Genomic DNA, 24,733 nt, shown 5'->3' with positions numbered 1-24,733 from the left:
CCCCGCCGCGTCACCAACGTCCATGGACAAAACACCTAGTACCTCTTATACAGCCTTGAACGGGCAATCCGGGTGCGGATCTTGGAGCTGGTGTCGGCTAAACCGGCGTCACGCTCGTCTTTCGAGGTTGATGACCATCTGCAACCCCGCCTCGGCGACCTGAGCCGCGGCGGTAGCGTCCTGGCGTCGTCGAGCAAGACCGTCACGTTTGGCGAGATATGGACTGATTACCTCAGTAGTGGTCGGCTGCCGCTTGCTGTTCAGCGGTGCGAGTGGCTTCTACGCGCGACCTGAGGCGGCTCGCATTGGCCGCCAGGTCTTCGCAGAACCAATGCCCGTGCGCCGGCAGGCTTCCTCGAAGATCAGGTGACTGTGGATGAGGGAGCCAGGGGTTCCAGGCCGTCGGCGGGCCGCCATCGTAGGGCGGCTTGTCCCGAGGAACAAATCCTCACAGATCAGGCGTCAATCGAATCGAGCCGAGCTGAGACGGTTCCCATCTGTGGCGTTATACAAGCCCTATGCCGACGCAATACTCCAGCACGTCACCATGCTCCTACCGGAGGCAACACGAGTCCTATCGGAGGCAACACGAGCGCGTCTTCCGTCACAGTTGCCCTCCGGAGGCGGAGCGTCTCGTAGTGCCCCAGATGAGGACTTCGGTCAATCAGTGGAGAGTCCATGCTCAAAAAAGCTGCAACGATGCTGGCGGGTGTCGTAGCGGTCGTGCTGGCTTCAGCGCCCGCATCCGCCGGACCTGTCGCTCCGCAAAGCCCCGTACCGCCTTGCGATCCCGGTTACTCGTATCGAGAGTACCAACCGGGTGCGGTCGTGTGGGGTGACTACAAGGAAGGATGGGCCGACCATCGTGCACAGTCGCAGGGCTCGTCGCGCAAGTATGCGGAGACGAGGGACCTGAGTTTCGAGGTGTCGGTTTCCGGCTCGGCGAGTGTCAGTGCCAGCGCGGCGGTCGCGGAGATCAACGCTGAGTTCGGCTGGGAGGTGAAGTCCGCACTGGCGTTCCAGCAGCAGACGGAGATCAACCTCACCTTCGCCGCAGGAAAACTCACCCACTGGAGAGTGGGTTTTGCCGTGCAGCACATCCACGTGAAGCGAACCTATGTGTCTCCCTACTGCGACGAATCCGTGACCCAGGGCACCGTGTACATCGGTGGTCAGTACACCGCCTCAGCCGAGGTGGACCACCCTCATTACGGCACCGTGATGTCCCGCCCGACGGTCAACTTCAGGGCCGGAGGGGCGCGAGCTCTGTCCTCAGGTGCGCCGATTTACTTCGACGACTTCGGGGGTGCCAAGCGCTGGTACACACCCGGTGTGTTCCCCGGTATCAACGTGGTAGAGCAGACAGAGTATGCTGATATTGATGGAGATGGCCGGAGGGATCTTATCGGAGTGAGTGGTCCTAATAACGACCTCACGGCGTATCGTAATCAGGGGTGGAGCGCTTCCAGTGGCGTGATCGTCGGTTGGGATCGTAAGTCGCTTGTCAGCGGGTTCGGGGATGCGTCTAGAACCACGTTTGCCGATATCGACGGGGATGGTCGGGCGGATTTGATTTCGGTGAGTGGACCCAACAATGACATTACGGCGTATCGTAATCAAGGATGGAATTCTGCCAACGGTGTCATTGTTGGCTGGGACCGGAAGCTGCTTGCCAGTGGGTTCGGCTCGCTCGATGGCCTCAAATTCGCCGACATCGACGGCGACCGGCGAGCCGACTTGATCGCAACCACGGGCGCGAACAACGACGTTACTGTGTACCGCAATCAGGGGTGGAATGCTTCCAGCGGTGTCATCGTCGGTTGGGATCGTAAGCCGCTCGTCAGTGGGTTCGGAGGGTCGCTCGAGTTTGACTTCGCGGACATCGATGGCGACCGGCGCGCTGACCTCGTGGCCGCAAGTGGTGCGAACAACGACCTCACGGTCTATCGAAATCAGGGGTGGAACGCGTCCAGTGGTGTCATCGTCGGTTGGGACCGCAAAGCACTCGTCAGTGGGTTCGGAGCGCTGTGGCCCCTCAAGCTCGCTGACATCGATGGGGATCTACGTTCGGATGTTGTCGCCGTTAGTGGCGTGAACAATGACCATACTGCCTACCGCAACCAGGGATGGTCCTCTACGGCGCTCATTGTGGGATGGGATCGGAGGTCGATCACGTCAGGGTTCGCAGCTTAACCTGCATCTAGACCGCAGTTGGTGAAACGCCCACTCTAAAGGAACCCGTGACGCTGGCCGGGGTCGCTTCCTCACCAAGCGGCCTCGGCCACCGTCGCCAACACGTCCTGCAGTGGGGTTAATGCAATCTGATGATCACGCCTGATATGAGACCACCCTCTTCCTTGCTGATCTTGCAGTGTCCAGGAGGGGACTCAGCCAGCCCGAGGCTCGATGAGGTGAGTCAACCGCACCGCCTATCCCAACCACCGGCTACGGCTAGGCATCAACGACAGTGGTCCATCCAGGCGATGCACTGGGCACCAACAATCGACAACCAGATAAGTCTAATCTCGTTAAAAGCCGCCCAGCTTCTCGGTGATCCCCTTCGGAGTTGAACCCTTCCTTACGACAGGCGCTGAAGGGTGGCAGCCCACAGCGGTCGTCGTTTCGTGTCGTGGTTGGGTTCGTGTTATGAGCTCTGGGCCTGCCGCAGAGGTCGTCTTTTGTCGAGCCGTTGAGCGTTCAGCTGTGATCCGATGGGGAGATTTCTGCAGTCTGCTGGGGGCACGAACAACTTGAGGGTGGTTGGGGCCAGAGGCCCCTCCTATTAGGACGTCGCGCTCCTGCTGCCAGCTCCGAGTAGCTAAACATACCTGGGAAAGGCGGGCGTTGGACATCACTCGCGGGGGCAACTGGGCTGACGATCAGTCGACCTGTGTGAGACTGCCCTGCACTAAATGGCGAGATTGCCGTCATGGAGTGAGGTTCAGCGCGAGCTTGGGTGATCACATGGGGCGGGCCGGAGCGAACTGTACAACGCAAACCTCGGCGTACCGTACAACGAACGAACGGGTCATAATCCACCCGGCAGTGGTCGGCATTGCTGTTAGTCCTACTTCTGTCCGGGCGGAGCCATGAGGACCAGAGGCGGCGCGACTTCGTACAGCGGTCTGACGACGACGGTGCGGTATCGCCTTCTGGGCCCGGTGGTGCTGCTGGTCGATGGGCAGCCCGTCGACTCCGGGGAACCGCGGCGGCGCGCGCTACTGGCCGCCCTGCTGGCGGATCCCGGACAGGTCGTGCCGTCGGACGTTCTGGTCGAGAGGCTCTGGGACGACTCTCCGCCAAGCGATGCCCGAGGGGCGCTGCGCGCCCATGTCACCCGGGTACGCAAGGTACTCGGTGCGGTGCACGCCGCCGGGATGTCACCACGGCTGGTCCATTCCAACGGTGGTTACCTGCTGGACGTTGATCCGGACTTGATCGACCTGTTCCGGTTCCGTCGGTTCGCCGCCACCGCGAGGGAGCCGGACTGCCCGGAGGAGCGACGGGCGGGGTTGCTGCGGGAAGCGCTGGCTCAGTGGCACGGCGTCCCGTTGGCCGGGATGCGTGGGAGTTGGGCTGCCTGCATGCGCGACGGCTGGGAAGAGGAGAGGCTCGACGCCACGGTGGCTTGGGCCGACGCCGAGCTGCGGGTCGGCAACCCCGGCGAGGTGCTCGGCCCCCTCACGCGGATGGTCAGCGAGCATCCGCGCGCCGAGTCGCTGATCGCGGCGCTCATGCGGGTGCTGCGGGCCGCGGGTCGGCCGGCCGACGCTCTGGAGCACTACGCCCGGGCCCGGGCGCGACTCGCGGAGGAGTTGGGCACCGACCCCGGTCCGGAGCTCCAGGCGTTGCACCGGGAGATTCTGCGGGGTGAACCGGCGGTACCGACATCTCCAGTATCGACCGTCGGGTCGTCCCGGCCGTCTGCCGGAGTGCCGGTCGCGGAGGCGGTAGCCGGGGCCGTCGTCGTGAGACCGGCACAGCTGCCAGCCGATTTGGCCGTCTTCGTCGGCCGCAAGTCGCAGTTGGCGACCATGGAGGCTCTGCTGGGTGGGGCGTCGACCGCGGTCGCCATCGTGGCGGTGTCCGGCACGGCGGGAGTCGGCAAGACCGCGTTGGCGGTGCATTGGGCGCACCGGTTCGCGCACCTGTTCCCGGACGGACAGATTTATGTTGACCTGCGGGGGTTCGATGGGAGCCAGTCGGCATTGAGCACCGCCGAGGTTGCGCGAGGGTTACTGGACGCCCTCCAGGTGCCGGCGGAGCGGATTCCAGCAGCCCTCGAATCCCAGCTCGGCCTGTACCGTAGCCTTGTCGCCGGTAAACGGGTCCTGATCCTGTTGGACAATGCCCGCGACAGCGGTCAGGTCCGTCGGCTGCTGCCAGGCACCCGGACCGCGCTGGTCGTCGTCACCAGCCGCGACCTGCTCACCGGTCTGGTTGTCGACGGCGGTGCCCATTCAATCGTCCTCGATCCGATGACCGGGTGCGAGGCTCGGGAGCTACTGGCCGACCGGCTCGGAGCCGATCGGGTGGATGCCGATCCCGCCGCGGCCGAGAATGTGATCGCGTTTTGCGCCGGTCTGCCGCTCGCGCTCGGCATCATCGCCGCGCGCGCTCAGCAGACCGGATTCCCGCTTGTGCAGGTCGTCGCAGAGCTGATCGAGATGGGCGACCGCCTTGACGCGCTGGACTCCATCGATCCCAGCGGTCGGATCCGGGCCGCGTTCTCCTGGTCGTACGCGGCGCTCACCCCGGCTGCGGCACGCCTGTTCCGGCTCCTCGGCCTGAACCACGGCTGCGAGATAGGAACGCGTGCGGCGGCAAGCCTTGCCGCTGTTCGCCTTCCGCAGGCCCGGAAGATGCTGACGGAACTGGCCGGAATCAGTCTGCTCCGCGAGCGAGCTCCAGGCCGGTACGTCTGCCATGACCTCGTGCTCACGTACGCCACCGAACTCGCCGGAACCCATGTCCCGGCGCGTGAGCGGGACGCCGCCGTCAAACGGCTGCTCGACCACTACCTGCACACCGGATACGCCGCCGATCGGCTGCTGCATCCGGCTCGGGACGCGATCCCGATTCCGCTCGAGCCGCCATCGGTCGGCACGTGCCCGGAGCAGTTCTCCGATCGCCAGGCGGCGCTGGCGTGGCTGGACGCCGAAAAACGCCCGCTACTCGCCGCCGTAGGACGGGCTGCCGGATTGGGATGGCACCGGCGCACTTGGCAGCTCGCCTGGGTGTTGGACACGTTCCTGAACCGGCAGGTCGGTTCGAGTGACCGACTTGACGTGTGGCGCGAAGGGTTACGGGCAGCCGAGCACCTGGGTGAGCCGGTGGCCGAGGCGTACACCCACCGCGCGATCGCCAGCGTCAGTACGCTGCTCGGCGACTATGAGGAGGCCCACCGCCATTTCACGGAGGCGTTGGACCTCTACGGTCGGCTCGACAACCTCGCAGGACAGGCCCAGACCCATCACAACATCGGATTCCTGTGGGATTGTCTCGATCAGCCTGACCGGGCTCTGGACCACGTCCGTCGCGCCCAGGAACTGTTCCGCGCCGCCAGCCATCGCTGGGGGGAGGCCGAGTCGTTGAACGCCGCCGGCTGGTGCGAGATCCGACTCGGCCGCCACCGCGAGGCTCTCACGCACTGCCTGCGGGCGCAGGGTCTCCACCAGCATCTCGGCAACATGGATGGCGAGGCCCACACGTGGGACACCATCGGGTTCGCCCGGCACCACCTCGGGCAGCAGCATTCGGCGATCCTCAGCTACGCTCGCGCCATCGACCTGTTCAGGGAGCTGGGTGACCGGTTTCACGAGGCGAAGACTCTCGTCCGACTCGGCGACGCCCACCATGCCGCCGAGGAGAGTCAGGCGGCGCGCGACGCCTGGCAACAGGCGCTGAACATCCTGACCGGGCTTCCCGTACGTGAGGTGGACCCGGTGCGGGTCCGCCTGAGAAAGCTCGATGAGCCGGCCGCACCGCCGCCTCCGGAGCCGCCGCCTCTCGGCTGATCGCCGGCGACCTAGCTGCAGCCGCGGACGGTGAACGCTGCCGAGCTGTGGCCGAGCAGCGCCTTGCCGGGCTGCGAGTTGGCCCAACCGGTGCATGGCGTCCGGATGCCGGTCGGCCGAGGCACGCCGGAACCACTGTTCCGCCTCGCGGTGTCGGCCCTGGTCGTAGAGAGCAGCCCGAGCCGCCATACCGTCGGTGGGTTGCTCGCTGCCAACGCGACATGCTGCCGGCACTCAACCTCCGCGAACTCGCCGCGATGCCCCAGCAGCTCGCCTAACTCGCTGGCCGGCACGAGCTGGCCCGCAGTGGTGGCGATCCCTAGTCAGTGCTCGGCCTCCTTGCCGCGGCGATGTCGACCAGCAGTGCGCCAAGGTTGCCTGCGGCGCGCATTGCCGCCGGTGGCGGCCATGCGGCGCAACTCCGCAGCCTTCGCGATCAACACCCTGCTGACCGATGATGCCCAACTCGGTCGTCGCGTCAGTGCGCCCAGCCGCGACGGCGATTGAAAGACGTCGATGCGCACTGACGAAACCCCCTGCCCTCGCCACTATGACCCGATCCGATACGCATCCTCGAGCGCGGCCGGGTCGGGCCTGTCATCGAGCTGGGACACGATCCACGCTCCGTTTGCCTAGCCACCTCGCCAACTGAACCGGGCTAGCCGGTGGCGTCACGGCGCGGTGCAATGCGCGTACCACCTCCGGGCGGCTGGTGAGAACCAGGGCCGCCTCCTCGTCGCCGCTGCGGCGGCAGGCCAGCGCGAGACCGGCCCACTGCTCGGCGCGGTCGGGGCGCTCGGTCAGCTCACGCTCATAGCGCTCGATGGCGTCCGCGTAGTGGCCGGCGATGTAAGCGACGTCGGCCGGGGTGGCCTCGACCGGTCGTTCTGCTTGCCCCTTGACGATCCGTTGGAACAAGTCCGGGTCGCGCAGTTGCACAGTGCGCACTCTGATCCGACCCCGTTCGCCGCGGAACTGGGTGCGGGTCACCGGACGGATCGTCGTACGAAGGGCGTCTAGGTCCAGGTGCTGATCTTCGGCGTTGCGCCAAGCGGTGGCGATTGCGTCGATCTCAGCCTGGTCGGGGTGCAGGTTGTGCAGGCGCCACCGGAGCCAGTGGTCGGTCACGTCCTCGGCGGCACCGGCCGCCTCGTCCGGCGCGTTCGGGTTCGGCCAGGACGCGATGTTGGCGCTCATTGCGCGGACGAAACGCACACCCTCCTCGGTGAGGTAATCGCTGTGCAGCAGGGTGCGCAGCGCGACCTCGACCTCGTGCCTGGTACGCAGGAACTCGAACCGCGCCTCCCGGTCTTCGCGGTTTTCATGTCGGCGTCGCCAGAAGTCGCCGACGCCCATGAACGAGTACGCGCCGTGCAGGATGCCGTGCAGCGGGCGGGGATCGTCGCGCCACGGCGAGTACAGCAGTTCCCCGCCCGGTGCGCGATGCAAGGGAATCAGGTCCAGTATCGCGTTCAGCGTCGAGTGGAACAGCTCGTGCACGATCGTGGCGGCAAACATCTCATTGTCGACGGGGCGGGAGAGGAACACGGCACCGAACGCGTCGCTCGAGGTCATGCTTGCGCTCGCCATGCCCGGCATGCCAGCGAGCGGAATGAGCGAGCGCAGCGACACACCGACCATGCAGGCATGCCGGGGATGCACCGCGACAAGCAGCGCCCACGACCGGTCCAGCATTTCCTGCCACTGGGCTAACTCCAGCGCGGAGAGGCGCGGGGCCAACGGGTCCAGGCTCGGGCGGTGTGGACTGAGGTCGTCCAGATCCACGACCACGGTGTGCCCGCCGGCAGTCGCCGAGAGGCGGCGGAGGCCGTACCACCCGGGTGCGTCGGCGCTTGGGTCAGGCGGGATCGCTATCGTGCGGCCACCGCTGGCGACGACCGTGCCAGCCGGCTCGATCCGGATCGTCGCCGGATCGAACGAGGCTGCGTCCGCCAGCCGGGCCAGCCCGAGCGTGGGCAGCATGAGCTCGCCCCGGCGCAGCGGCACGGTGACCTCGGCGCAATGGCCGGCTCGAATCGCTGCGGCGGCAGCAACTGCGGCGATCTGTCCAACCGTGACATCCAGCGGTACGTCGTCCGGCTCGGTCGTGGTGTGAAGTCGCTGGAGGCAGTGCGACAGCCACGCACCAACCTGGGGATGACCCAGCACCGTCGCCACCGCTGCGGCGTCGGTCCGCTGCACGGCCGAGAGCAGGTCGATATGCTGTCGCACCTCGGGGTGGGCGTTCGCGGTGTCGTCGGCCAGCACCCGCAGTTGCAGGAACCGCTTTGTCAGTTGGCAAGTGCGTAGAAGCGTATGAGTATCGGCACCCGCGGATCCGGCGGCCAGCAGATCGAACTCGTCGGTGGGAAGGCTCAACGTCGTCATCTGCATGTAGGCTCCACGAGTTCGTTCAGGTCTCTCACGATACGGTCACCAATGTGGACGATGAGGGCGAACAGGTCCGGGCAGTACACGGACGGGTTCAGGTACCCGCTGCCGGCGCGGTAGCGGTGAGGAAAGTACCCGGCGCCACAGATATCCCGCACCGGGCAGCGCTGGCAGGTGTCGCACAGGGCCGACATGCCGACCTGGCGAGACACCGTCACGGGATGGTCCAGGGCGTCGTCGAAGGCATGCCGGAAGACATTCAGCCCGGTCTCCGGCGCTCCCGGGAAGGTCGCCTTCAAGGAGTCCACCTGCTGGATGGACCCGTCCGTGTCGACCACCACGAGCGCGCGTGGCTCGAGTCCGATCGTCTCCACCTGGCCGTGACCACCGAGTATCAAGTTCATGATCGAACTCAGAAAGCGGATCCGGGTTTCCTGTCGGGGGGCCCCGTACCAGCGGTCGAAGACGGCGACCAGCCAGTCCGCATACGGTGTGCTGGCTGGATCGGTGGTGCGGCCCGGCGGCGGCGCGTCCCAGGTTCCGTGCGGCAAAAGGAAATCCACGAACGGCGGCTGAAACGATAGCAGTGTCTCGTACGTCTCGATCGGGTCGTTGTCCAGGTCGACGGTGGCATAAAGGTGCGAGAACAGCCGATGATACCGATCCTGGCGCAACGTCTCGATCCCGCGTACCACGGCGTCGTAGCTTTCCCGGCCGCCAGGGTATCGGCGATGTCGGTTGCCTCGACGGTTGCCATCCAGGCTGATGCCCACCTTGACGTCGAGGTCTAGCAGGAGGTCCAGCACCTTTCCGGTCAGCAGCGTGCCATTGGTCTGCAGCCGGAATGTCAGGTCGACCCCGGTAGGAACCGCCCGCCGGACGGCGCGCACCGCGTGGGCGATGCTGTCCAGCCCGGCCAGCAGAGGCTCCCCGCCGTGCAGCACAACGTTGACCGTGCGCAGGTCGTGCTCGGCGACGTGCTCGCCGATCCGGCTGGCCGCCCGCCCGAGCGTTGCCGTCGGCATGGCGCGTGGGCGATCCCGCCACGACCGATCCGCCATCTCGTAGACGTAGCAGTAGTCACACGACAGGTTGCACCAGCCGTGCAGCTTGAGGATGAATTGCTGGAAAGGGTACGGCCGCCAGATCTCCGCAGCGCGGACCGCGGTCACCCACGAGCGGGTCGGCCATTGGACCGAAACTGTCATCTGCACTCCTCTGCAGATTGGTAGGCCGCGCGAAGCCGCGGCCTACCCCCATTTAGATCAGCGGATGGTCCGATCAGTTCTGGAAGCCATGGTGGATGGCGGCCCCCACCTGACCCAGCTCCCGGGTGGCCTGGATCGCAATGGCGAGTACGGTGTCGTTCGACGTCATCAGCTCGGCAAGGTTGAGCTGCTCGACGGCGGGCAGCGCGGATGCGAAGTTGGCCAACTTGGCGGCGACCTCACCGGGCGCGGCGCGCTCTCCGGCGATGCTTGCCCCGGCGACCGCGGCGGCGACGGCCAGTGCGGCGGCGCCGACGGCCGCCGGCTTCTCGAGGTGCGGATTCATGATGATGTCCCTCCTTGGACTACGGTGCGGACAAGTGGTACTCGCGCCGGCTCGTCAGGTCGATGGCGGAGACAGGCTTCCTCTCCGGCTCGATGACGCCTGCTCGGCGTGATGTCAGGCGGCACACGTCGGATTTCGACCGATACGCAGGCGTGATCGATGATCGCTCTTCCGCGCTGCGAAGGCGTTGTGACAGCGTTGCCGTTGACGGTCCGGCGTTGCGGTCGAGGGATCTCGGCTGTCCCGTCCGTCCCGTCGAGCCGGTGCCGGTTCCGCAGGCCGCTTGTACGCGGAACGAGATGCCCGGTAGTCATCCTGATGGCTCCCCGCGCCCACGTCTGCTCTCACAGCCGAGTGCCGGATATTTGTTTCCCCAGACCTCGATGAACTCGGCGAAGCGGACCTTCGCCGCCGCTTCGGTGGATGCTGTGTAGACCGGCTTGAGCGCCTTGGCCATCGCGCCCAAAATCTGGCGTCCGGCATAGCCCAACGACGCCCGCAGCAGGTGAATGATGTAGGTGCACCACCGCTTAGGGCCCACACCTCGGCGATCGCGTCGGGCAGGCCCTTGAGACCGCACCATTGAGCTGGGACTTGTGGACTCAGGTCGATGGCAAGCGAGTGACCTCCGCGGTGGTTCCTGTCCGGCGGGAGGCGCGACGCGGCCCGAATGATTCGGGACGGGCAGTCTCGAGCTACGAGACGCCGATCTTTCGCTCCGAGGAAGACCGCAAGACCTGGGAGCGCGACGGCTCGCCAGGAGCCGCCGAGCCTCGGACGACGGACAAGGCTGCTGGACAGTTTCTGGCGATGTGGAAGGGGCAGCCGCCCGCCGACGTGGCGTCCCTCACGAAGTGGCTGACTCACGGTTAACCGGCCGAGAACGACCCGGCGGAGGCGATCGTCGCGGTTACCGATCTGGTCCGGGAACGTGTCCTCGGGCCTTCCGCTCGGGCCAACGTGCTCCGTGTCTCAGCCGAATTTCCGGGTCCTACCTACGGCGGCGAAGTCATCGATCGGGCTGGCCGCCGGCATCCTCGATCGGGTCCAACTACAGCGGCCTGCCCGCCTGATACGCCGTCATCGTAGAGCACTGCGTTCCGTGATTTGCATGTGTTGCACGTTAAACCGCACTGCCCGTATGGTGACCCAGAATGTACAACTGGGGGAGGCATACCTCAGGCACAGGGGTGGCCGGACATAGCCAGCAGCGTCTCCGAGTTGGTCCTGTCCCATCCCCATCGCTTGCCGGCTTCGATTGCGGAGACCCGGGTGGTTGGCAGTATGGCGCGACTAGCGGAGCGAGGGCTGCTGCGGCGGCTGCACGACTCGCCGGAGATGCCTCCGCTTGAGTCCGACAACGCGCTAGATGAGCTCATTGCGAGGAGGAGTTCGAGGCGTCGCGGCCCCGCCTGGCCGCGACCATCCGGCGCAAGGTGTCGCCGTTACTTCGGGAGTATGTGCAGCACCACCACCTCGCCGGCGACGCTGGGGGCACTCGCTGGCTCACAGGACGGGAGTCGGTGGACTTCATGCTCTGGCGTCTTCTAGCTTGGCGTGACGTGCGGTCCAGGTCATGCGTCAGGTGCGCTCGCCTGACGCGGACACGACCCGTCGCTGCCTGCCGCGCAGGCGGAAGGCCTTTGAACGCGGTGCCCAGCCGCCGGCGGTCTTCGCCGCCGGGGGACAGCGGCCCCCGCGAAACGGTGGGAGTACGCCCGGCAGATGACTGAGTCGGGCGAGAAGGCTGGTTGGCGTCGTCAGCACCGCTGCGGCTGGTCCTCGTCGACCGGCGCGTATCGCTTGCCGACGGTGCGGGTGGCGACAGGGACGAGACGCCGTTGCTGCACGGTGTGGCCGTCACGTCGGCGCGCTGTGTGGTCTTCGACTGCTCCGGAGAGGCGGCGAGTGCGATGCCGGCCGCCGGTACCCCCACCGGCGACCCGGCGGGCAAAGCGCTCCCTGACACCGAACGGAACTGCTGTGCCTGCTGAATCTGGGCGAGAAGGACGAGGCGGTGGCGCGCCACCTCGGGATCTCCTTGCGCAGGGCCCGGTGGACGATGTCCGGGCTACTCGACCGCTTGGAAGCGACCGGCGGGTTCCAGGGGCGGGATTGCGGGTAGCCGGGCGCGGGCGGGCAAGGCGGCGGAGCGCCCCGTGACCGACATGAGGGAGGATCGCTCCCGCGCTGTGCTCACGCTGGTCTGCGTCAGTCAGTTCATGGTCGTGCTCGGGGTCACCGTCGTCACGATCACGATGCCGGCGGTGCAGGCCGAACTCGGTGTCCGGACGGGGGATCTACAATGGATAATCAGCGCGTACGCGCTTGCATTTGCCGGCGCGCTCGTTGTCGCGGGCCGCGCAGCCGACCTGTACGGCCGGCGTCGGCTGTTCCTCGCCGGTCTGGTGGTCTTCGGCGTGGCATCGGCGGGCTGCGCCACCGCCGGCTCGGCGGCGGCGCTGCTCGCGGCCCGGGCTGTGCAGGGAGTGGGCGCCGCCATGCTCGCGCCGTCCGCACTAGCCATCCTGGTCGCTGCGTTCCCGGCTGGTGTCAGGCGCACGCGCGCGGTCGCCTGGTACACAGCAGCACAGGCGGTTGGCGGCGCGTCCGGCTGGATCGCCGGTGGGATCGTCGGCGAGCACCTCGGCTGGCGCTGGCTGTTCCTCGCAAACGTGCCGGTGTGTATGGTGGTCCTCGTAGGCGCACTGTGGATCATGCGAGCGGGGCCGGGCCGGCTGCCGGCGCCGAACGCCCAGCGACCGGACATAGCCGGGGCGGTGCTCGTCACTGCAGGCATGGCGTTGCTGGTCCTGGGACTCACTCAGGTCGGGGGCCCGGCGGCTCACTGGTCGGTGTCGGTCGGCCTGGGCGGCGGCACTGCGTTGCTGGGTTTGTTCGCATGGGTGGAGCGGCGGGTCCAGTCACCGCTGCTACCGGCGGGCCTGCTGCGGCAGCGGACGCTGGGCGCAGGGCTCATCGTCTCCATGGCGGTAACTGGAACGACGACCTCGGTACTGCTGCTGTGCGCGCTGTACCTGCAGGACGTGGCGCACCTGAGCGCTACGGTGAGCGGCCTGGCGTTCGTGCCGTTCAACCTCGCCGTGGTGGCGGCGTCGCTCGGGGGCCCGGCGCTGCTGCGGGGACGTGCCGCAGGCGTCGCGATGACGGCCGGCATGGTGACGATCGCGGTCAGCGCCCTGCTGCTGCTCGCTCTCCCGGTGCGAGGTGAGCCGTTGGCGGTCACGATCCCGGCTTTCCTCCTCATGGGTCTCGGCAACGGCCTAGCGGCGGTCATGGCGGTTACGATCGGCACCCGGGCGGCCGGCGACCATCCGGGCGCCGCGTCGGGCCTGCTGAACAGCGCCAGCGAGCTGGGTGTCGCCTCCGGGCTGGCGACCTTGGTGACCCTCGCGTCGCTGCGTACCGCCGCGCTGACTGGCAGCGCCGAGCCCACCGCGGCCGAGGCGTTGAGCGGGTACCGATGGGCGTTTGTCGGCGCCGCGCTTGCCGTGCTCGGTGCCGCGGCGGGTGCGCTTCACCTACTGCGGCGCGGCGCGCGTGGTGCGGACTGAACCGCCCTGGGTTTGGTGGAGGCTCCATTTCTTGAGGAGATGGAGTTATGGCACGACCCAACAGGTGCTCGGCTTACTTCTGCAGCGGGCCATGCACACGGCTGGTGGGCGGGCCGGGTCTCAGCACGACAGCGGAGTGGGAGGCGATCACGTCGGTGGCGCGCAAGCTTGGAGTCAGCAGTGAGGTGGTGCGGGAATAGATTCGGCAAGCTGAGGTCGATGCTGGTCGACGGCCATGCGTCACGTCGGATGAGTGCGCAGAACCCAAGTGACCTTCTCCCGGTTTGCTGGGCGACTTCCGCGTGGTGGTCAAGCCGCCCCTGCGGCGGGGGTGTGGTGTCTTTCGTAGTCGGTTGGGAACAGGTTGCCGATGCTTGGTTGGCGTCGGCGTTGTTGTACCGGGCCTCGATCCACTCAAAGATTGCGTCGGCTAGTTCCTGGCGGGCCTGCCAGGATCGGCGGTCGAGTAGCACGAGCTGCATCGAGCCGAAGAACGACTCCACCATGCTCACGGTCGTAGCAGTCACCGATGGAGCCCATCGAGCGAGCAGGCCGAGGATGCCTAGCCGCTGCCCGAACGTAGGCACCCGACGATGCGCGGAAACGGCTGTCGGCCAGGGCAGGGTCGAAAGCCAACGGCTGGTACGACTGGGCCATGGCGCATTGCTCCACGAACGTGCGTAACGCCTCGTCGGCGGCCAGCTTTGGCGCCTCGCGCGGATGCTGCACCCTGTTGCCCGGCGACGGCCATGCTCACCCCGCTCATCCTCGGACAGGAACCGTTCAGAGATCTGCAGGACGCCATGATCGGTGCGCACTGCCGCGAGCTAACCGGTCGATTGCCTAGGTTGACGCCGTTTCCGGCGCCGCTTCGCGTTCGTTGAGCTTTGCCCAGACGAGGAACCGGTCAGATCTGTGCTGAACGAGTGGCTGAAGAAGCGGGGAAGACCGATGACATACGCCCGGCGTTGCTGCGTGCCCTCAGCGAGGCGACGGGGAGGCGGACCACGATTTCAAGATCGGTGCCTCCTGCCTTGATGCGACCAGGCGCAGATCACGCCGATGGCCTTGACCGGGTCTGGGACCACGACTTGCTGCCGCTGCTGTGAGGACTGCGCGGGACGCCTGTCGCGCGTGGCGGTTCGCAGCCGGTTCGGCCTGCCGGCGAACCGGCTGCGGATGGGCACCGGGGCGCCCAACGGCGCGCAAGGAGGTAGCGGAACCCACTTCGGCAGGCTTCGGCCATGCTAGACGATGCCGTCGCAACCGCGGGCGAGGGCGTTAAACCCTCATCGGCGCCTCCGGACCGATCGTCCTGACCGAGGTGGGCACCCAAGAGGTTGTGCTGGCGCTGAACGATGACCAGGTGGCGACCCTGCCGCGGGCGATCTGGTCACCGTGCCTTGCTGCCGACGGTCGATGGAGACTGAAGGCTGGCCGCAACGTTGGTGTGATCCGGATCGGCAATATCGAAATCGAGGGTGACGCCGGAGGCCGACGTTGCCAACTTGCACTTCTTCCTCGGCTACACAACACGCCCGGGATTCCGCCCCGCGTGACGGGCGTGCCGACTACAGGCCTGTGGCCCGAGTTGGCTACGTTACTGTCCGCCATACCCGTCGGGCAGCCGCCTCGGGACCACTGCGCGGATACCGCCACCGTCGATGTTGCCCTGCCACTCGTCCGCGAACGGATACGGTTCGGCGACCACGTCGCCAATCGCCCCGGCATACCGTTGTCCATCGAGGTGCAGTCCGACGAGTACAGCAGGACATCCCCGAGAAGGGAATCCTGCGCGCCGCCGTACAGCGAATGCTAGCGGTGCTGCGGCTGAGGCCACCTCGTCGAGCATCTTCGCCGAAGATTCGACTGTCGATCGTCGATTCAGCGGATCGTGCGATGGCCCGGCTGTCGCTGCTGAAGCTGACGGGGCGTACCATTTCCTCGGCTCAAGCTACGACCAACGAATCCGCTGGGAGTGACCACCATGGCTCGGAAACTGATCACCGTCCTGACCGACGACCTCGACGGCGGAGCGGCGGACCGGACCGTCGAATTCAGCCTGGACGGCGTCGCCTACGCCATCGACCTGTCCGACCAGAATGCTGGCGCCCTGCGTAAGGCCCTCGACGTGTACATCACCGCGGGCCGCCGGATGGGGCGGGGAGGCATCGACTCGGACCGATCGGCGCGGCGGTCGACGCGTCCCGCCACCTCCGGCAGCAGCAGTCGTGCTCACACTCGCGCGATCCGAGAGTGGGCCGCCGAGAACGGATACCAGGTCTCCGAACGTGGCCGCATCCCGACCTCCGTGGTAGAGGCCTACAACAACCGCTGACCGTACGGGCAGCTCACCACACTGCCGGCAGGTCGGTTGCGTCAAACGCCAACAGCACCCTCGGCGAGCTTGGACAATTCACGCGATGACAAAAGCTCTCATCGTCGTCTTGCAGCAGTCTCTGATGGCCTTGGCTCACCTGCGCATTGGTGACGCCCTCACCCGTCTCGCCGCTGGCTTCGAGGACTCGGTGTTACCGCTTGGCGGCATCTGCGCGGAGCCGTTGATATGTTCGCGGCCTGTGTAGACGATCTAGTCGCCGGGATGCGCGGGCCGTCCGGCTGGCGTACGCGATCTCGACGGCATCCTGATTCCGATCGACCGGTTCGCCAACCAATGGCGCAACTACTCGGGCTAGCACAAGCGCCACGGCATCAACGTGCAAGCCCTGGCCGACGCCGCAGGACAGCTGATCTGGGCGTCGGCCGCCCTGCCCGGCTCCGTCCACGACCTCACCATCGCCCGCAACCACGGCCTGATCGACACGCTGACCAGCGCGACGTACTGACGTTCAGACATGACACCCGATGGGCCTAGCTGTCAAGCAGCGATGGTGGCTTCGACCGAAATTGGGAAGGCCGTCGTTTCTCGGTAGTGCTGCCGTTTCTCAGGCAGTGGTGGAGGCACCCGAGGGCACCAGGGCGCTCGGGGCATGCGCATGCCGTCAAGCGACGCAGTTTCCGGCCGAAGCTGTCGCGCCGGCAGAGGGCGGTCAATCGGGCGCACGCGAGAATCCGTGCTCGTGGCGAACGAGCCATCGCCACGCTCACCGCCGCCAAACCCGCACGACAAAGGGGGAACCGCACGCGACGAGGACATGATGATCGGCAACACGCCGTACCGGAGATCCGCCGACTCATGATGTCCCTGACCCTCACCGCCGCCCTGCCCGGCACGTATCTGGGCCTGGTCACACTGGCGCTCGCAGACGCAAACACCAAGCCCGCACCAGCCACTACCGCCACCGCGGTTACCCGCTATAACTGCCGTTGCAGTACTAGGCGTACGCGTCCGCCGGACAGGTGCTTGCGCCATGATCCCGTACCCATGCAGCGGCTCGTTTTGGCCGGCGGCCCGAAGGGAGTAGGTGGGCTCCCGCGTGGGTGAGGAAGGGCGACTCATTTGGACGGCATAAGCTGATGATCGAGCATGGTCAAGGATGGGCAAGATATAGCGGCTGCCTCAGGGCTCTGCTGCCGTGCGTCGCATCCATGTCACTGCGCCCTTGCCGATCGTCTCGTTGGTGATTCTTAGCCCCATTACGATCGCGCGCTGGAACTCCGCCGGTAAATGGCCTGCCTATACCTTTGCCATACCGCGTAGATGAAGGCTGATGCGATCGTTCACCGACCTTTGGAGGAGATAATGATCGCTGCGAGCCTTGCGCGACTCGGCTTGGCCATCGTCGTAGCCGTGGTGGCCGCGGCGCTGATATCACTATCCAACGCTCAGCCTGCGCAGGCGGAAGCCGGCACCGCGGTGACGCCGAAGTACTCCACGATTGAGCCGGGCCATATCTGACCGGGCGACACCGCGTCCGTGGCCTCGATCGTGACGTTGGGCGATCGCGCTACGCTAAGAGCCTAGTAAATAAAGGGTTCGGGCGGTCGCCGGTCCTGGCGAAGATCGACAATTGTGACGGCGTCGGCGTGACGGCGTGACATGGGGTTGGGCCTTCGGTACGAGCAAAGGCGGCTAAACCAGCGCGACCGAAGGCCCAACCGTGTCTGTGTACCTTGCCGCCGGCGTTGTCGCATCCGCCACCCCGGCTACCGTTGACGATCGCCTGCCCACCGCCTGGCCACGGCACTATCCGTCTGACACCTCGGATGCCGAATGGTAGGTCCTGGCTCCGTACGTGCCGGCCGGGACCGGACGCGGCCGGCCAATCATGTGCCTTCGCAGCGACGTCGTGGACGCGATCCGCTACCTCGACCGGACGGCTGCCAGCCAATGGGACGCGCTGCCCGCCGACTTCCCGCACCACAAGCTCATCCACCACTACTTCACGAGCTGGACCGCGACGGAACGTTGAACCGCATGCACAACAGCCTGCGGGAACAGGTCCGCGAGCAGGTCGAGGGTCGTAACCGGGAGCCGTCGGCTGCGCTGGTCGACTCCCGGTCGGTACGGGGCACTGAGACCGTCGGCCAGCGCGGGCCTGGCTTGTGACGAGGCATCGAGTGCCGGGGATACCAAACGAGTCGCGGCAAGAGCCCAACCGCTCTGAGCCCATTAGGGATACCAATGCGCCCGCGGCACCGTTTGAACCCCGGTTCAAAAGCCGCCGCGGCCCGCCTGCCTTTTGGAAGAAGCAGGTCAACCGGTACGACGCCCAAGATCCGAACTGCCCGCGACGCGCCGTGTCCACCCTCAAGGGCTGGAAGCTGCACGGCCGCAAGTCGTACACCACGCCGTTGGACGCGGCCGCGTAAGTCGCGTCCCGGGAGATGGTGCAGGAGCTGACCTGCTACGGCGTGCTGCCGAGATGGTGGTCATCGCGCGAGTCTCGGTGTAAACGGCCAAGAACACGCAGAAAAGATCTCCCGCAGATCGTAGGTGGGTTTGCGTCCCCGACGGCAGCATCGGTGCGAGCCTGGCGCCAGGCGCCCAGTCGTGGTGCGATCAGCGCCCAGCGGGCGTCGGACAGGTCGGAGGGGTAGGCAGGTCGTTCGGTCCTACGATGCGTCTACTGTGGACTGCGCGGTGGATCGCACCTGAGGTTCGCCGATTCCGAACTCTGTGAGCCAGAAACGATCTGAGTCAAAGCAGGGCAACTCGCATCGGCATCAATCAGGTGGACCTGGCCCAAGTGGCGATCATTCGACCCCTGCCGACGCCTGACCGAGAGCAGCAATAGGTAGTGGAAGTGATCAAAACGCCCAGTGGGACCAAGTTGCCGCCCGGGGCACTGGCATGAACCGGGTCATAGCAGGTAGAACAGCTCTCGCAATCTCACGCCCCTCCTGGCCATCGATCGATCTCTCGCGGGAACTCGATGCGGACCACTCAGATGCGGCTAGGGCGCAGGGTCGATGAACCTGCTTCCGGTGATCGGGCATGAACAGGTGTGAACGAATTACGCTCGGAGCCGATGCAAGTCGCCGACGACGTCCTGATCCGCGAGTCGATACGAGAGCCGGAACGGTTCGCGCCGCTCTTCGACCGACACGCAGCCGCCGTGCATCGCTACTTGGCGCGGAGGATCGGCGAGCCGGCAGACGATTTGCTGTCCGAAACCTTTCTGGTTGCGTTTCGGCGGCGGGCTTCATACCGGCCGATGCAGCTGGACGTGCGGCCATGGCTTTTTGGCATCGCGACCAAGGTGTTGCAGCGGCACGTACGCAAGGAGGAACGCCGTTATCGAGCTCTCGCCCGGGCCAGGCTTCTCGAAGCGAGCTCACGTACGGACGACCCGCCCGATGACCGTCTGGATGCGCAGGCGCTGCGAGCTGAGCTCGCCGCGGCACTGGCGGCGCTGAAGCCCGCGGACCGGGATGTGCTGCTGTTGCTGGCCTGGGCTCAGCTCTCGTACGCCGAGATCGCCGCCGCGCTCGACATTCCAATCGGAACCGTGCGGTCGCGGATCAATCGGGCCCGCCGTCTGACCCGTGCTGCACTGAGCCACTTAGAGGAGGACTAATGGACGAGATCAAGCTATTGGAGACCCACGGGCCGAACGGGCCGGGCCTGTCTGAGGAGGCGCTGAGCGCCGCTCGTACAAGTCTGCTCACCGAGGTTTCGGCCGCCTCGACAGCAGCCCCGTACCTCCTCGCCCGGCTGCGGTCGGCCAGATTGCGCCGTGGGCAGATCCTTGCACGTGTCGCGATCGGGGGAGCGGGCTTGGCCGTAGTGGCGGCCGGGGCTGTCGTGGTCGTGCCGACCGTGTGGCAAAGCCCCGCCCGCCCGCCTGTCACGGCGGACGGGGTAAACGGAACTGGGCCGGGTTCCCAAGGCGGAATCAAGCTGGTCGCCGTGACCGCACCGGAGTTCCCATATGCGTTGCCAAGGCTCGGTAAGGCGTCGTTCACCGCTGATCCGAGTGGTTCCATCATGGCTGTCTACCCTGGGGCGAACGGTAGCGACGTGGTACTCACCACCGGCGCAGCGCGCGCGGATCAGCAGATCCGGGGTCAGCGAGACATCAGCATCGACGGCCGACCAGGACGCATCGTTTCAATTCCGGACGCGTCGGGTGCCGTGGCCTCCGTCCAGGTGACCTGGCAGCGTGAGCCTGGCAGATGGGTGACAATCGTTGGCAATGGCCGGCACGCCAGCGAGAAGGCCGTGCTTCAACTCGCCGGTCAGGTGGTCGACCGGCCCCAGCCCATCGGCTTCAAGGTCACTATCGGCCTAGTCCCTGACGGTTGGGAACTCGGCGGGTTCAAGGACGACGGCTCGATGATCTCGTACCATGCTCCGGCGGCGCAGGGCCTCGACCTGCACGTACAGTGGACGCCGAAGCCGGACACCAGCCCAGACTCCGACGTCGAGGGCTTCCAAACGGCGCAGACCGTTACGATCAACGAGCGGCCGGCCAAGCTGGTGGCGGCTGTGCAATTCTGGCGACTGACCGCCATCCTTCCCGACGGATCCGGATTTACCTTGATGACGCCGCGCTCATTCAGCGCAGACCAGGTAATCGCCATCGCCCGCAGTGTCCAACTAAACCCCTCTCGGTGACGCTTAGGAACTGCGGGAACTCCTAATCCCTCGTCGGGACCGACCGCATAAATCGAAGTGCGCTCCGGTCCGGGTCGGAAGACTTGGACCGGAGCGCATGGAGCGGGCGACGCGGATCGAACCCGCCTCCGTCAGTTCAGAGAGCGTTCCCCGCTGGCCGGGGTTGTCTGGATCGGCCTGCTTGCCTCAATCGTCGTGACGCCTAACTCCTGCCCGATAGCGCCTGCCCGGATACCGGCTATTGCCTGTGGATGCCCCAGGGAGTTGCCATTCACCACGCGACGGCTGTGAAATCTTCTCGGTCGGGCAGGCTCGTCCCTGCCCCGGGTTCTCCGGCGGGGAAAGGTTCGGGGTCGGCGACAGCGAAGCGGCTTGGCGTTGGCCCAGTCCGGGTTGCTCGGGCAGCCCATGGTGCACGGGCGGGGATTCACACCCTGGCTGCGTCGCTAAGCGTCGAGGGAGGGGCCGGGATCCGGTGCGCCGCCTCGGATCAGCCAGGAGCTTCAACGCCCCTCGCGCAGCCGTTCCATGAGGTGGTTGAGGCATCGCGCAAGCGCTCGCGGTCCGGAACATCAAAGTGCTTCAGGTAGCCCTCTCGTTCGGGCGTGGAGCAGGAGACCCAATCGGCGAATTTGTCCCGTGTGAGCCCGTAGGTGATCGTCCAGCTGATGCAGAGTCGGCGCCACGGCTCGGACGCCTGCTGAACGCAAGTCGCCCGTCCGGCGGGTTCGACGCCTGCGAGGCATTCCTTCCCGGCGCTCTGCGGAACCAGCCCAATCGGGCTGTCCGCTGGCAAGACCCAACGACGCCGGCTCGACCGAGGTGGCAACCGCCAAGCCAACTCTACATGATCGCAATCGGCCGATTTCGCTGGGACGAGCGCACGCGCGCCTACATCGACCGACGCGTCTCCGAAGGCAAACCTTGAGGCGGAAGCCATCCGTGCCTCAAGCGCTCCGTCACACGCGAGCTCTACGAACTCAGCTACCGAACCCCGCCAGCCTGCCGTCGGCTGCTCGGCATCCATACGATCAAGCTCGCCTGCCGCTACCGGGCATCCGCCCAGATCGACTACATCTTACCTGACTCCGCTTCAGAATTAATCGCGGACGCCTACCTGGCGTCGCGAGGCAAGCGGTTCTCGCCAAGATGCTATGCCTCTATTCTGGCGCTGTGGCCATGCAATGGACGACCTCCGACGCCTGGGTCTTCTCCTCCATCCAGGGAACCGGCCCTGACAGCGCCTGCACACTCGCCGAGATCATCACGAAGGCCGACGTAATCAACCACGCAATGTTGACCGAGGCCGAGTTCACCCAAGCCGTGCCCCGCCTGGTCGCCGCCGGCCTGATGGTCGCCGACGCCGAAGCCGATCTCTACCGGCCCACAGAGGCCGGGCGGTTACTGTATCGACAACGGATGAAGCGACGTGGTCTGTTCGGCTGGATCGACGCAATACCACCCGCGTTGCGTCGGCTCGGCGCGCCTCAAGACGGCGCATGGACCCTGCCGATTGGCGCCTTCGACCGCGCGATCCGCGAATATCTAGAGCACGCCGGCGAGACGTAGGTCGAACGCGCTGACGATCTCGTGCATGGTTGTGGGAGCTTGGTGGGATTTCATGCGATGGTTCGATAATGTTCTCCACGACGGCGCTGACAGGGGGCGTTGCCGTGGTGGGCATCCTGACTTGAAGATCGATCGCATGCTCTGTCGAGCCACGCCACGGCCGGGCGCCGGCCGGCGCGGCACGCTATCAGTGAGCCAACCCGCGGGGCGGCAAGGAACATGCGGACCTGAGCCAACCGGCACCCTGGACGCTAAGGGCTGCAGACCCCGGCGTCTGCCCCCGATTCAACAACTCAGGGACACGACCGCCCCTGCGGGGGTTGGTCTCTTCGTAACGTGGCTGCCGGCAGTCCGACGCCGTTGACTGGCCGAGGACCCACGCGACGAGGTGTGGAGGCGGGCTGGTGCACGGCAGCTACGGCATCTTCCTAGGCTTGGACGTCGGCAAGGGTGATCATCACGCGGTCGGGTTGGCTCCGGACGGCAGACGGTTGCACGATGCGCCGTTGCCGAACACCGAGGCCCGCCTTCGGCAGTTGTTCGACAAGCTGGCCCGTCACGGCACGGTATTGGTAGTGGTTGACCAGCCTGCCTCGATCGGCGCCCTGCCGGTCGCAGTGGCTCCTGCTGCTGGTCATCAGGTTGCTTACCTGCCCGGGCTGGCGATGCGCCGCATCGCCGACCTGCACCCCGGAAACGCGAAGACCGACGCCCGGGACGCCTACGTCATCGCCGACGCCGCCCGCACCTTGCCGCACACGCTGCGCCGGGTTCACGTCGGCGACGACACTCTGGCCGAGTTGGAAGTCGTGGTCGGGTTCGACGACGACCTCGCTGGCGAGGTCACCCGCGTGTCGAACCGCATCCGCGGCCTGCTCACTCAGATCCACCCCGCCCTGGAACGGGGAAGATCCAACACAAAGCGGTCCTGGAACTGTTGTCCCGCTGCGGCGGCCCGGTCGGGCTGCGCAAGGCCGGCCGACGTAAACTGCTGTCCATCGCCAGCCCCCACGCCCCACGCATGGGTGAACGCCTCGTCGAGCCGATCATGACCGCCCTCGACGAGCAGACCGTCACCGTCCCCGGCACCCAGGCCGCGGAGGCGATCCTGCCTCGCCTGGCTGACAGCCTCCAAGAGGTCCTGCGCCAACGCGACCAGGTCGCCGGCGAAGTCGAGAGGATGCTTGATGCCCACCCTCTTGCCGGGGTCCTGACCTCGATGCCCGGCATCGGTGTCAGGACCGCAGCCCGGATCCTGCTCGAGGTCGGTGACGGCACTGCCTTCCCGACCCCCGGCCATCTCGCCGCCTACGCCGGCCTTGCCCCGGTCACCCGACGATTCGGCAGCAGCATCCGCGGCGAACACCCACCTCGCGGCGGCAACAAGCAGCTCAAACTAGCCTTCTTCCTCGCCGCGTTCGCCGCCCTCGCCGCCCCGGCGAGCAGGGCCTACTACGACCGCAAACGCGCCGAAGGCAAACGCCACAACGCCGCCCTCATCTGCCTCGCCCGACGCCGCTGCGACGTGCTCTACGCCATGCTCCGCGACAAGATCTCCTACCAGCTCCGCCCCACCACACCAATCGCGGCTTGACGAAACCCATAGGGACACCCCCCGACCCTGCCCACCGGAGCAACACGCGCTGCCCTGCGCCAGGCGAAAGGCGCCGAGCCGGCTAGCTCTGGGCAGCCGAGCCTGGCGGCGCGTCGCACGGACCCTGGCGGCCCCATCCAGACGGACCCGCCCGCCGCGCCGAGCAGGTGCCCGACAGGCTGCGGTAGGTGCACTGGACGATTCGGCGAGTCATTTCGCCGTCACCGGCACCGCCCCGGTGCTGGCGACATCCGCGCCGCCGTGAACGCCGCAGAGCCTGGACACAGTCAACGCCTGGTCGCGGCTTACCCGTACTCACCGACACCAGCGCCGCTGGCGGTATCACTCCGGCCATGTCGAGGTGTTCGCGATGTGCGCCATTGACGCGCTGGGTATGCCATTCGTGCTCCGCCCGACACGATGATCACCTCTAGCGATCGGCACACCGTCGATCAGGCCATTACCCGACGCCGTAGCAGTTGGTGGCCCGGCGGTCACGGTAACCTCGAGCGTCCGGTCGTCGGCGGCGCGCCAGGTGTGCCACGGGACGATCTGTGGGTCGACGAGGCCGTCCCGGATTGGCAGCGCCCGGGGGTTCGACGGAGGGTCCGTCGCCTGGGTGGCGGCGGTGTCATGGTCGCGGCCGGACCCGGTCGACGAGCCGCAGGCGCTCAGCGCGGCGACCGCCCAGCATCAGGTGTCGTTGACGGGCTTGAAGCCGTCCAGATCCACGGCCGCAGCCCCGGGTCGGTGTGGGGCGAGCGGCGTCCACGCGTCGGCGCTTTTGGCGCGGTTTGGCGAGGCCGGTGAGCGGGTCGCGCAGTTCGGCGCGTTGCAGTGCGGCGAGTTCGTGTCGGACGGCGTAGAGCCGATACTGGTCAAATGCGAGGACGGCGAGGCCAGCGACCAGGAACAGGGCGGTGTGGCTCATCAAAAGACCTCCCGAGCCCAGCGGAGTGCCGTTACGGCGGACGGAAGTCCGGTATCGGCCGGCGCGCCGGCCGATGGGTGC

At 66.5% G+C, this 24,733-nt stretch carries 14 protein-coding genes and 4 pseudogenes; 11 read left to right on the top strand and 7 right to left on the bottom strand.

Annotated elements, in window-relative coordinates:
* Positions 1-678: 678 nt before the first annotated feature.
* Together GA0070609_RS16400 and GA0070609_RS16395 are read left to right on the top strand one after the other, a co-directional pair.
* On the top strand, positions 679-2,193 hold the full coding sequence (locus GA0070609_RS16400) for an FG-GAP repeat domain-containing protein (RefSeq protein WP_088994601.1): 1,515 nt from the start codon (positions 679-681) through the stop codon (positions 2,191-2,193).
* 968 nt (positions 2,194-3,161) lie between these two features.
* Complete coding sequence (locus GA0070609_RS16395; protein ID WP_172899348.1) at positions 3,162-6,017, top strand: AfsR/SARP family transcriptional regulator; 2,856 nt, start codon at positions 3,162-3,164, stop codon at positions 6,015-6,017.
* A gap of 323 nt (positions 6,018-6,340) precedes the next feature.
* Here the strand turns inward: GA0070609_RS16395 and GA0070609_RS33290 are convergent, their stop codons facing one another.
* The 5 genes and pseudogenes from GA0070609_RS33290 to GA0070609_RS34450 all read right to left on the bottom strand — a co-directional run.
* A complete protein-coding gene (locus GA0070609_RS33290) occupies positions 6,341-6,541 on the bottom strand; it encodes a hypothetical protein (RefSeq protein WP_157748205.1) in 201 nt (66 codons plus the stop codon).
* 73 nt (positions 6,542-6,614) lie between these two features.
* A complete protein-coding gene (locus GA0070609_RS16390; protein WP_088994599.1) occupies positions 6,615-8,411 on the bottom strand; it encodes an HEXXH motif domain-containing protein in 1,797 nt (598 codons plus the stop codon).
* On the bottom strand, positions 8,402-9,616 hold the full coding sequence (locus tag GA0070609_RS16385) for an FxsB family cyclophane-forming radical SAM/SPASM peptide maturase (RefSeq protein ID WP_088994598.1): 1,215 nt from the start codon (positions 9,614-9,616) through the stop codon (positions 8,402-8,404). The genes GA0070609_RS16390 and GA0070609_RS16385 overlap by 10 nt, the downstream gene beginning before the upstream one ends.
* Before the next feature lie 73 nt (positions 9,617-9,689).
* Complete coding sequence (locus tag GA0070609_RS16380) at positions 9,690-9,962, bottom strand: hypothetical protein (protein WP_088994597.1); 273 nt, start codon at positions 9,960-9,962, stop codon at positions 9,690-9,692.
* Positions 9,963-10,314: 352 nt separating this feature from the next.
* A pseudogene (locus GA0070609_RS34450) lies at positions 10,315-10,538 on the bottom strand (transposase); the annotation flags it as partial.
* Positions 10,539-11,956: 1,418 nt separating this feature from the next.
* On the opposite strand from GA0070609_RS34450, the gene GA0070609_RS16375 reads away from it, so the two are divergent.
* The 5 genes and pseudogenes from GA0070609_RS16375 to GA0070609_RS16360 all read left to right on the top strand — a co-directional run bounded on the left by GA0070609_RS16375 (position 11,957) and on the right by GA0070609_RS16360 (position 17,910).
* The gene (locus GA0070609_RS16375; protein WP_331716939.1) at positions 11,957-13,537 is read left to right on the top strand and encodes an MFS transporter; all 1,581 of its coding nucleotides are present in this window, start codon (positions 11,957-11,959) and stop codon (positions 13,535-13,537) included.
* A gap of 1,987 nt (positions 13,538-15,524) precedes the next feature.
* Positions 15,525-15,875: a histone-like nucleoid-structuring protein Lsr2 gene (locus GA0070609_RS16370; protein ID WP_088997776.1), complete on the top strand. Its 351-nt coding sequence runs from the start codon at positions 15,525-15,527 to the stop codon at positions 15,873-15,875.
* A 112-nt stretch (positions 15,876-15,987) separates the two neighbouring features.
* A pseudogene (locus GA0070609_RS35225) lies at positions 15,988-16,643 on the top strand (transposase family protein); the annotation flags it as partial.
* Positions 16,644-17,240: 597 nt separating this feature from the next.
* A complete protein-coding gene (locus GA0070609_RS33275) occupies positions 17,241-17,396 on the top strand; it encodes a hypothetical protein (protein ID WP_157748203.1) in 156 nt (51 codons plus the stop codon).
* 337 nt (positions 17,397-17,733) lie between these two features.
* Complete coding sequence (locus GA0070609_RS16360; RefSeq protein WP_157748202.1) at positions 17,734-17,910, top strand: transposase; 177 nt, start codon at positions 17,734-17,736, stop codon at positions 17,908-17,910.
* 496 nt (positions 17,911-18,406) lie between these two features.
* Here the strand turns inward: GA0070609_RS16360 and GA0070609_RS35220 are convergent.
* Positions 18,407-18,525: pseudogene (locus GA0070609_RS35220) on the bottom strand (IS5 family transposase); the annotation flags it as partial.
* 444 nt (positions 18,526-18,969) lie between these two features.
* On the opposite strand from GA0070609_RS35220, the gene GA0070609_RS16355 reads away from it, so the two are divergent.
* From GA0070609_RS16355 to GA0070609_RS16340, 4 genes and pseudogenes are all read left to right on the top strand, one after another.
* Positions 18,970-19,518 carry an RNA polymerase sigma factor gene (locus GA0070609_RS16355; RefSeq protein ID WP_088994594.1) on the top strand — a complete coding sequence of 183 codons (549 nt, stop codon included), beginning with the start codon at positions 18,970-18,972 and terminating at the stop codon, positions 19,516-19,518.
* Entirely contained in the window at positions 19,518-20,558 is a 1,041-nt protein-coding gene (locus GA0070609_RS16350) for a hypothetical protein (protein WP_088994593.1), read from the top strand. The genes GA0070609_RS16355 and GA0070609_RS16350 overlap by 1 nt, the downstream gene beginning before the upstream one ends.
* A 1,173-nt stretch (positions 20,559-21,731) precedes the next feature.
* Positions 21,732-22,127 carry a hypothetical protein gene (locus GA0070609_RS16345; RefSeq protein ID WP_088994592.1) on the top strand — a complete coding sequence of 132 codons (396 nt, stop codon included), beginning with the start codon at positions 21,732-21,734 and terminating at the stop codon, positions 22,125-22,127.
* A 404-nt stretch (positions 22,128-22,531) separates the two neighbouring features.
* Positions 22,532-23,721: pseudogene (locus GA0070609_RS16340) on the top strand (IS110 family RNA-guided transposase).
* A gap of 631 nt (positions 23,722-24,352) precedes the next feature.
* On the opposite strand, the gene GA0070609_RS33265 reads toward GA0070609_RS16340, so the two are convergent.
* Entirely contained in the window at positions 24,353-24,652 is a 300-nt protein-coding gene (locus GA0070609_RS33265; RefSeq protein ID WP_157748201.1) for a hypothetical protein, read from the bottom strand.
* Positions 24,653-24,733 lie beyond the last annotated feature (81 nt).

It is taken from the genome of Micromonospora echinaurantiaca, assembly GCF_900090235.1.
GTDB classification, from domain to species: Bacteria; Actinomycetota; Actinomycetes; order Mycobacteriales; family Micromonosporaceae; genus Micromonospora; species Micromonospora echinaurantiaca.
This window is presented reverse-complemented; position numbering and strand designations above follow the sequence as displayed.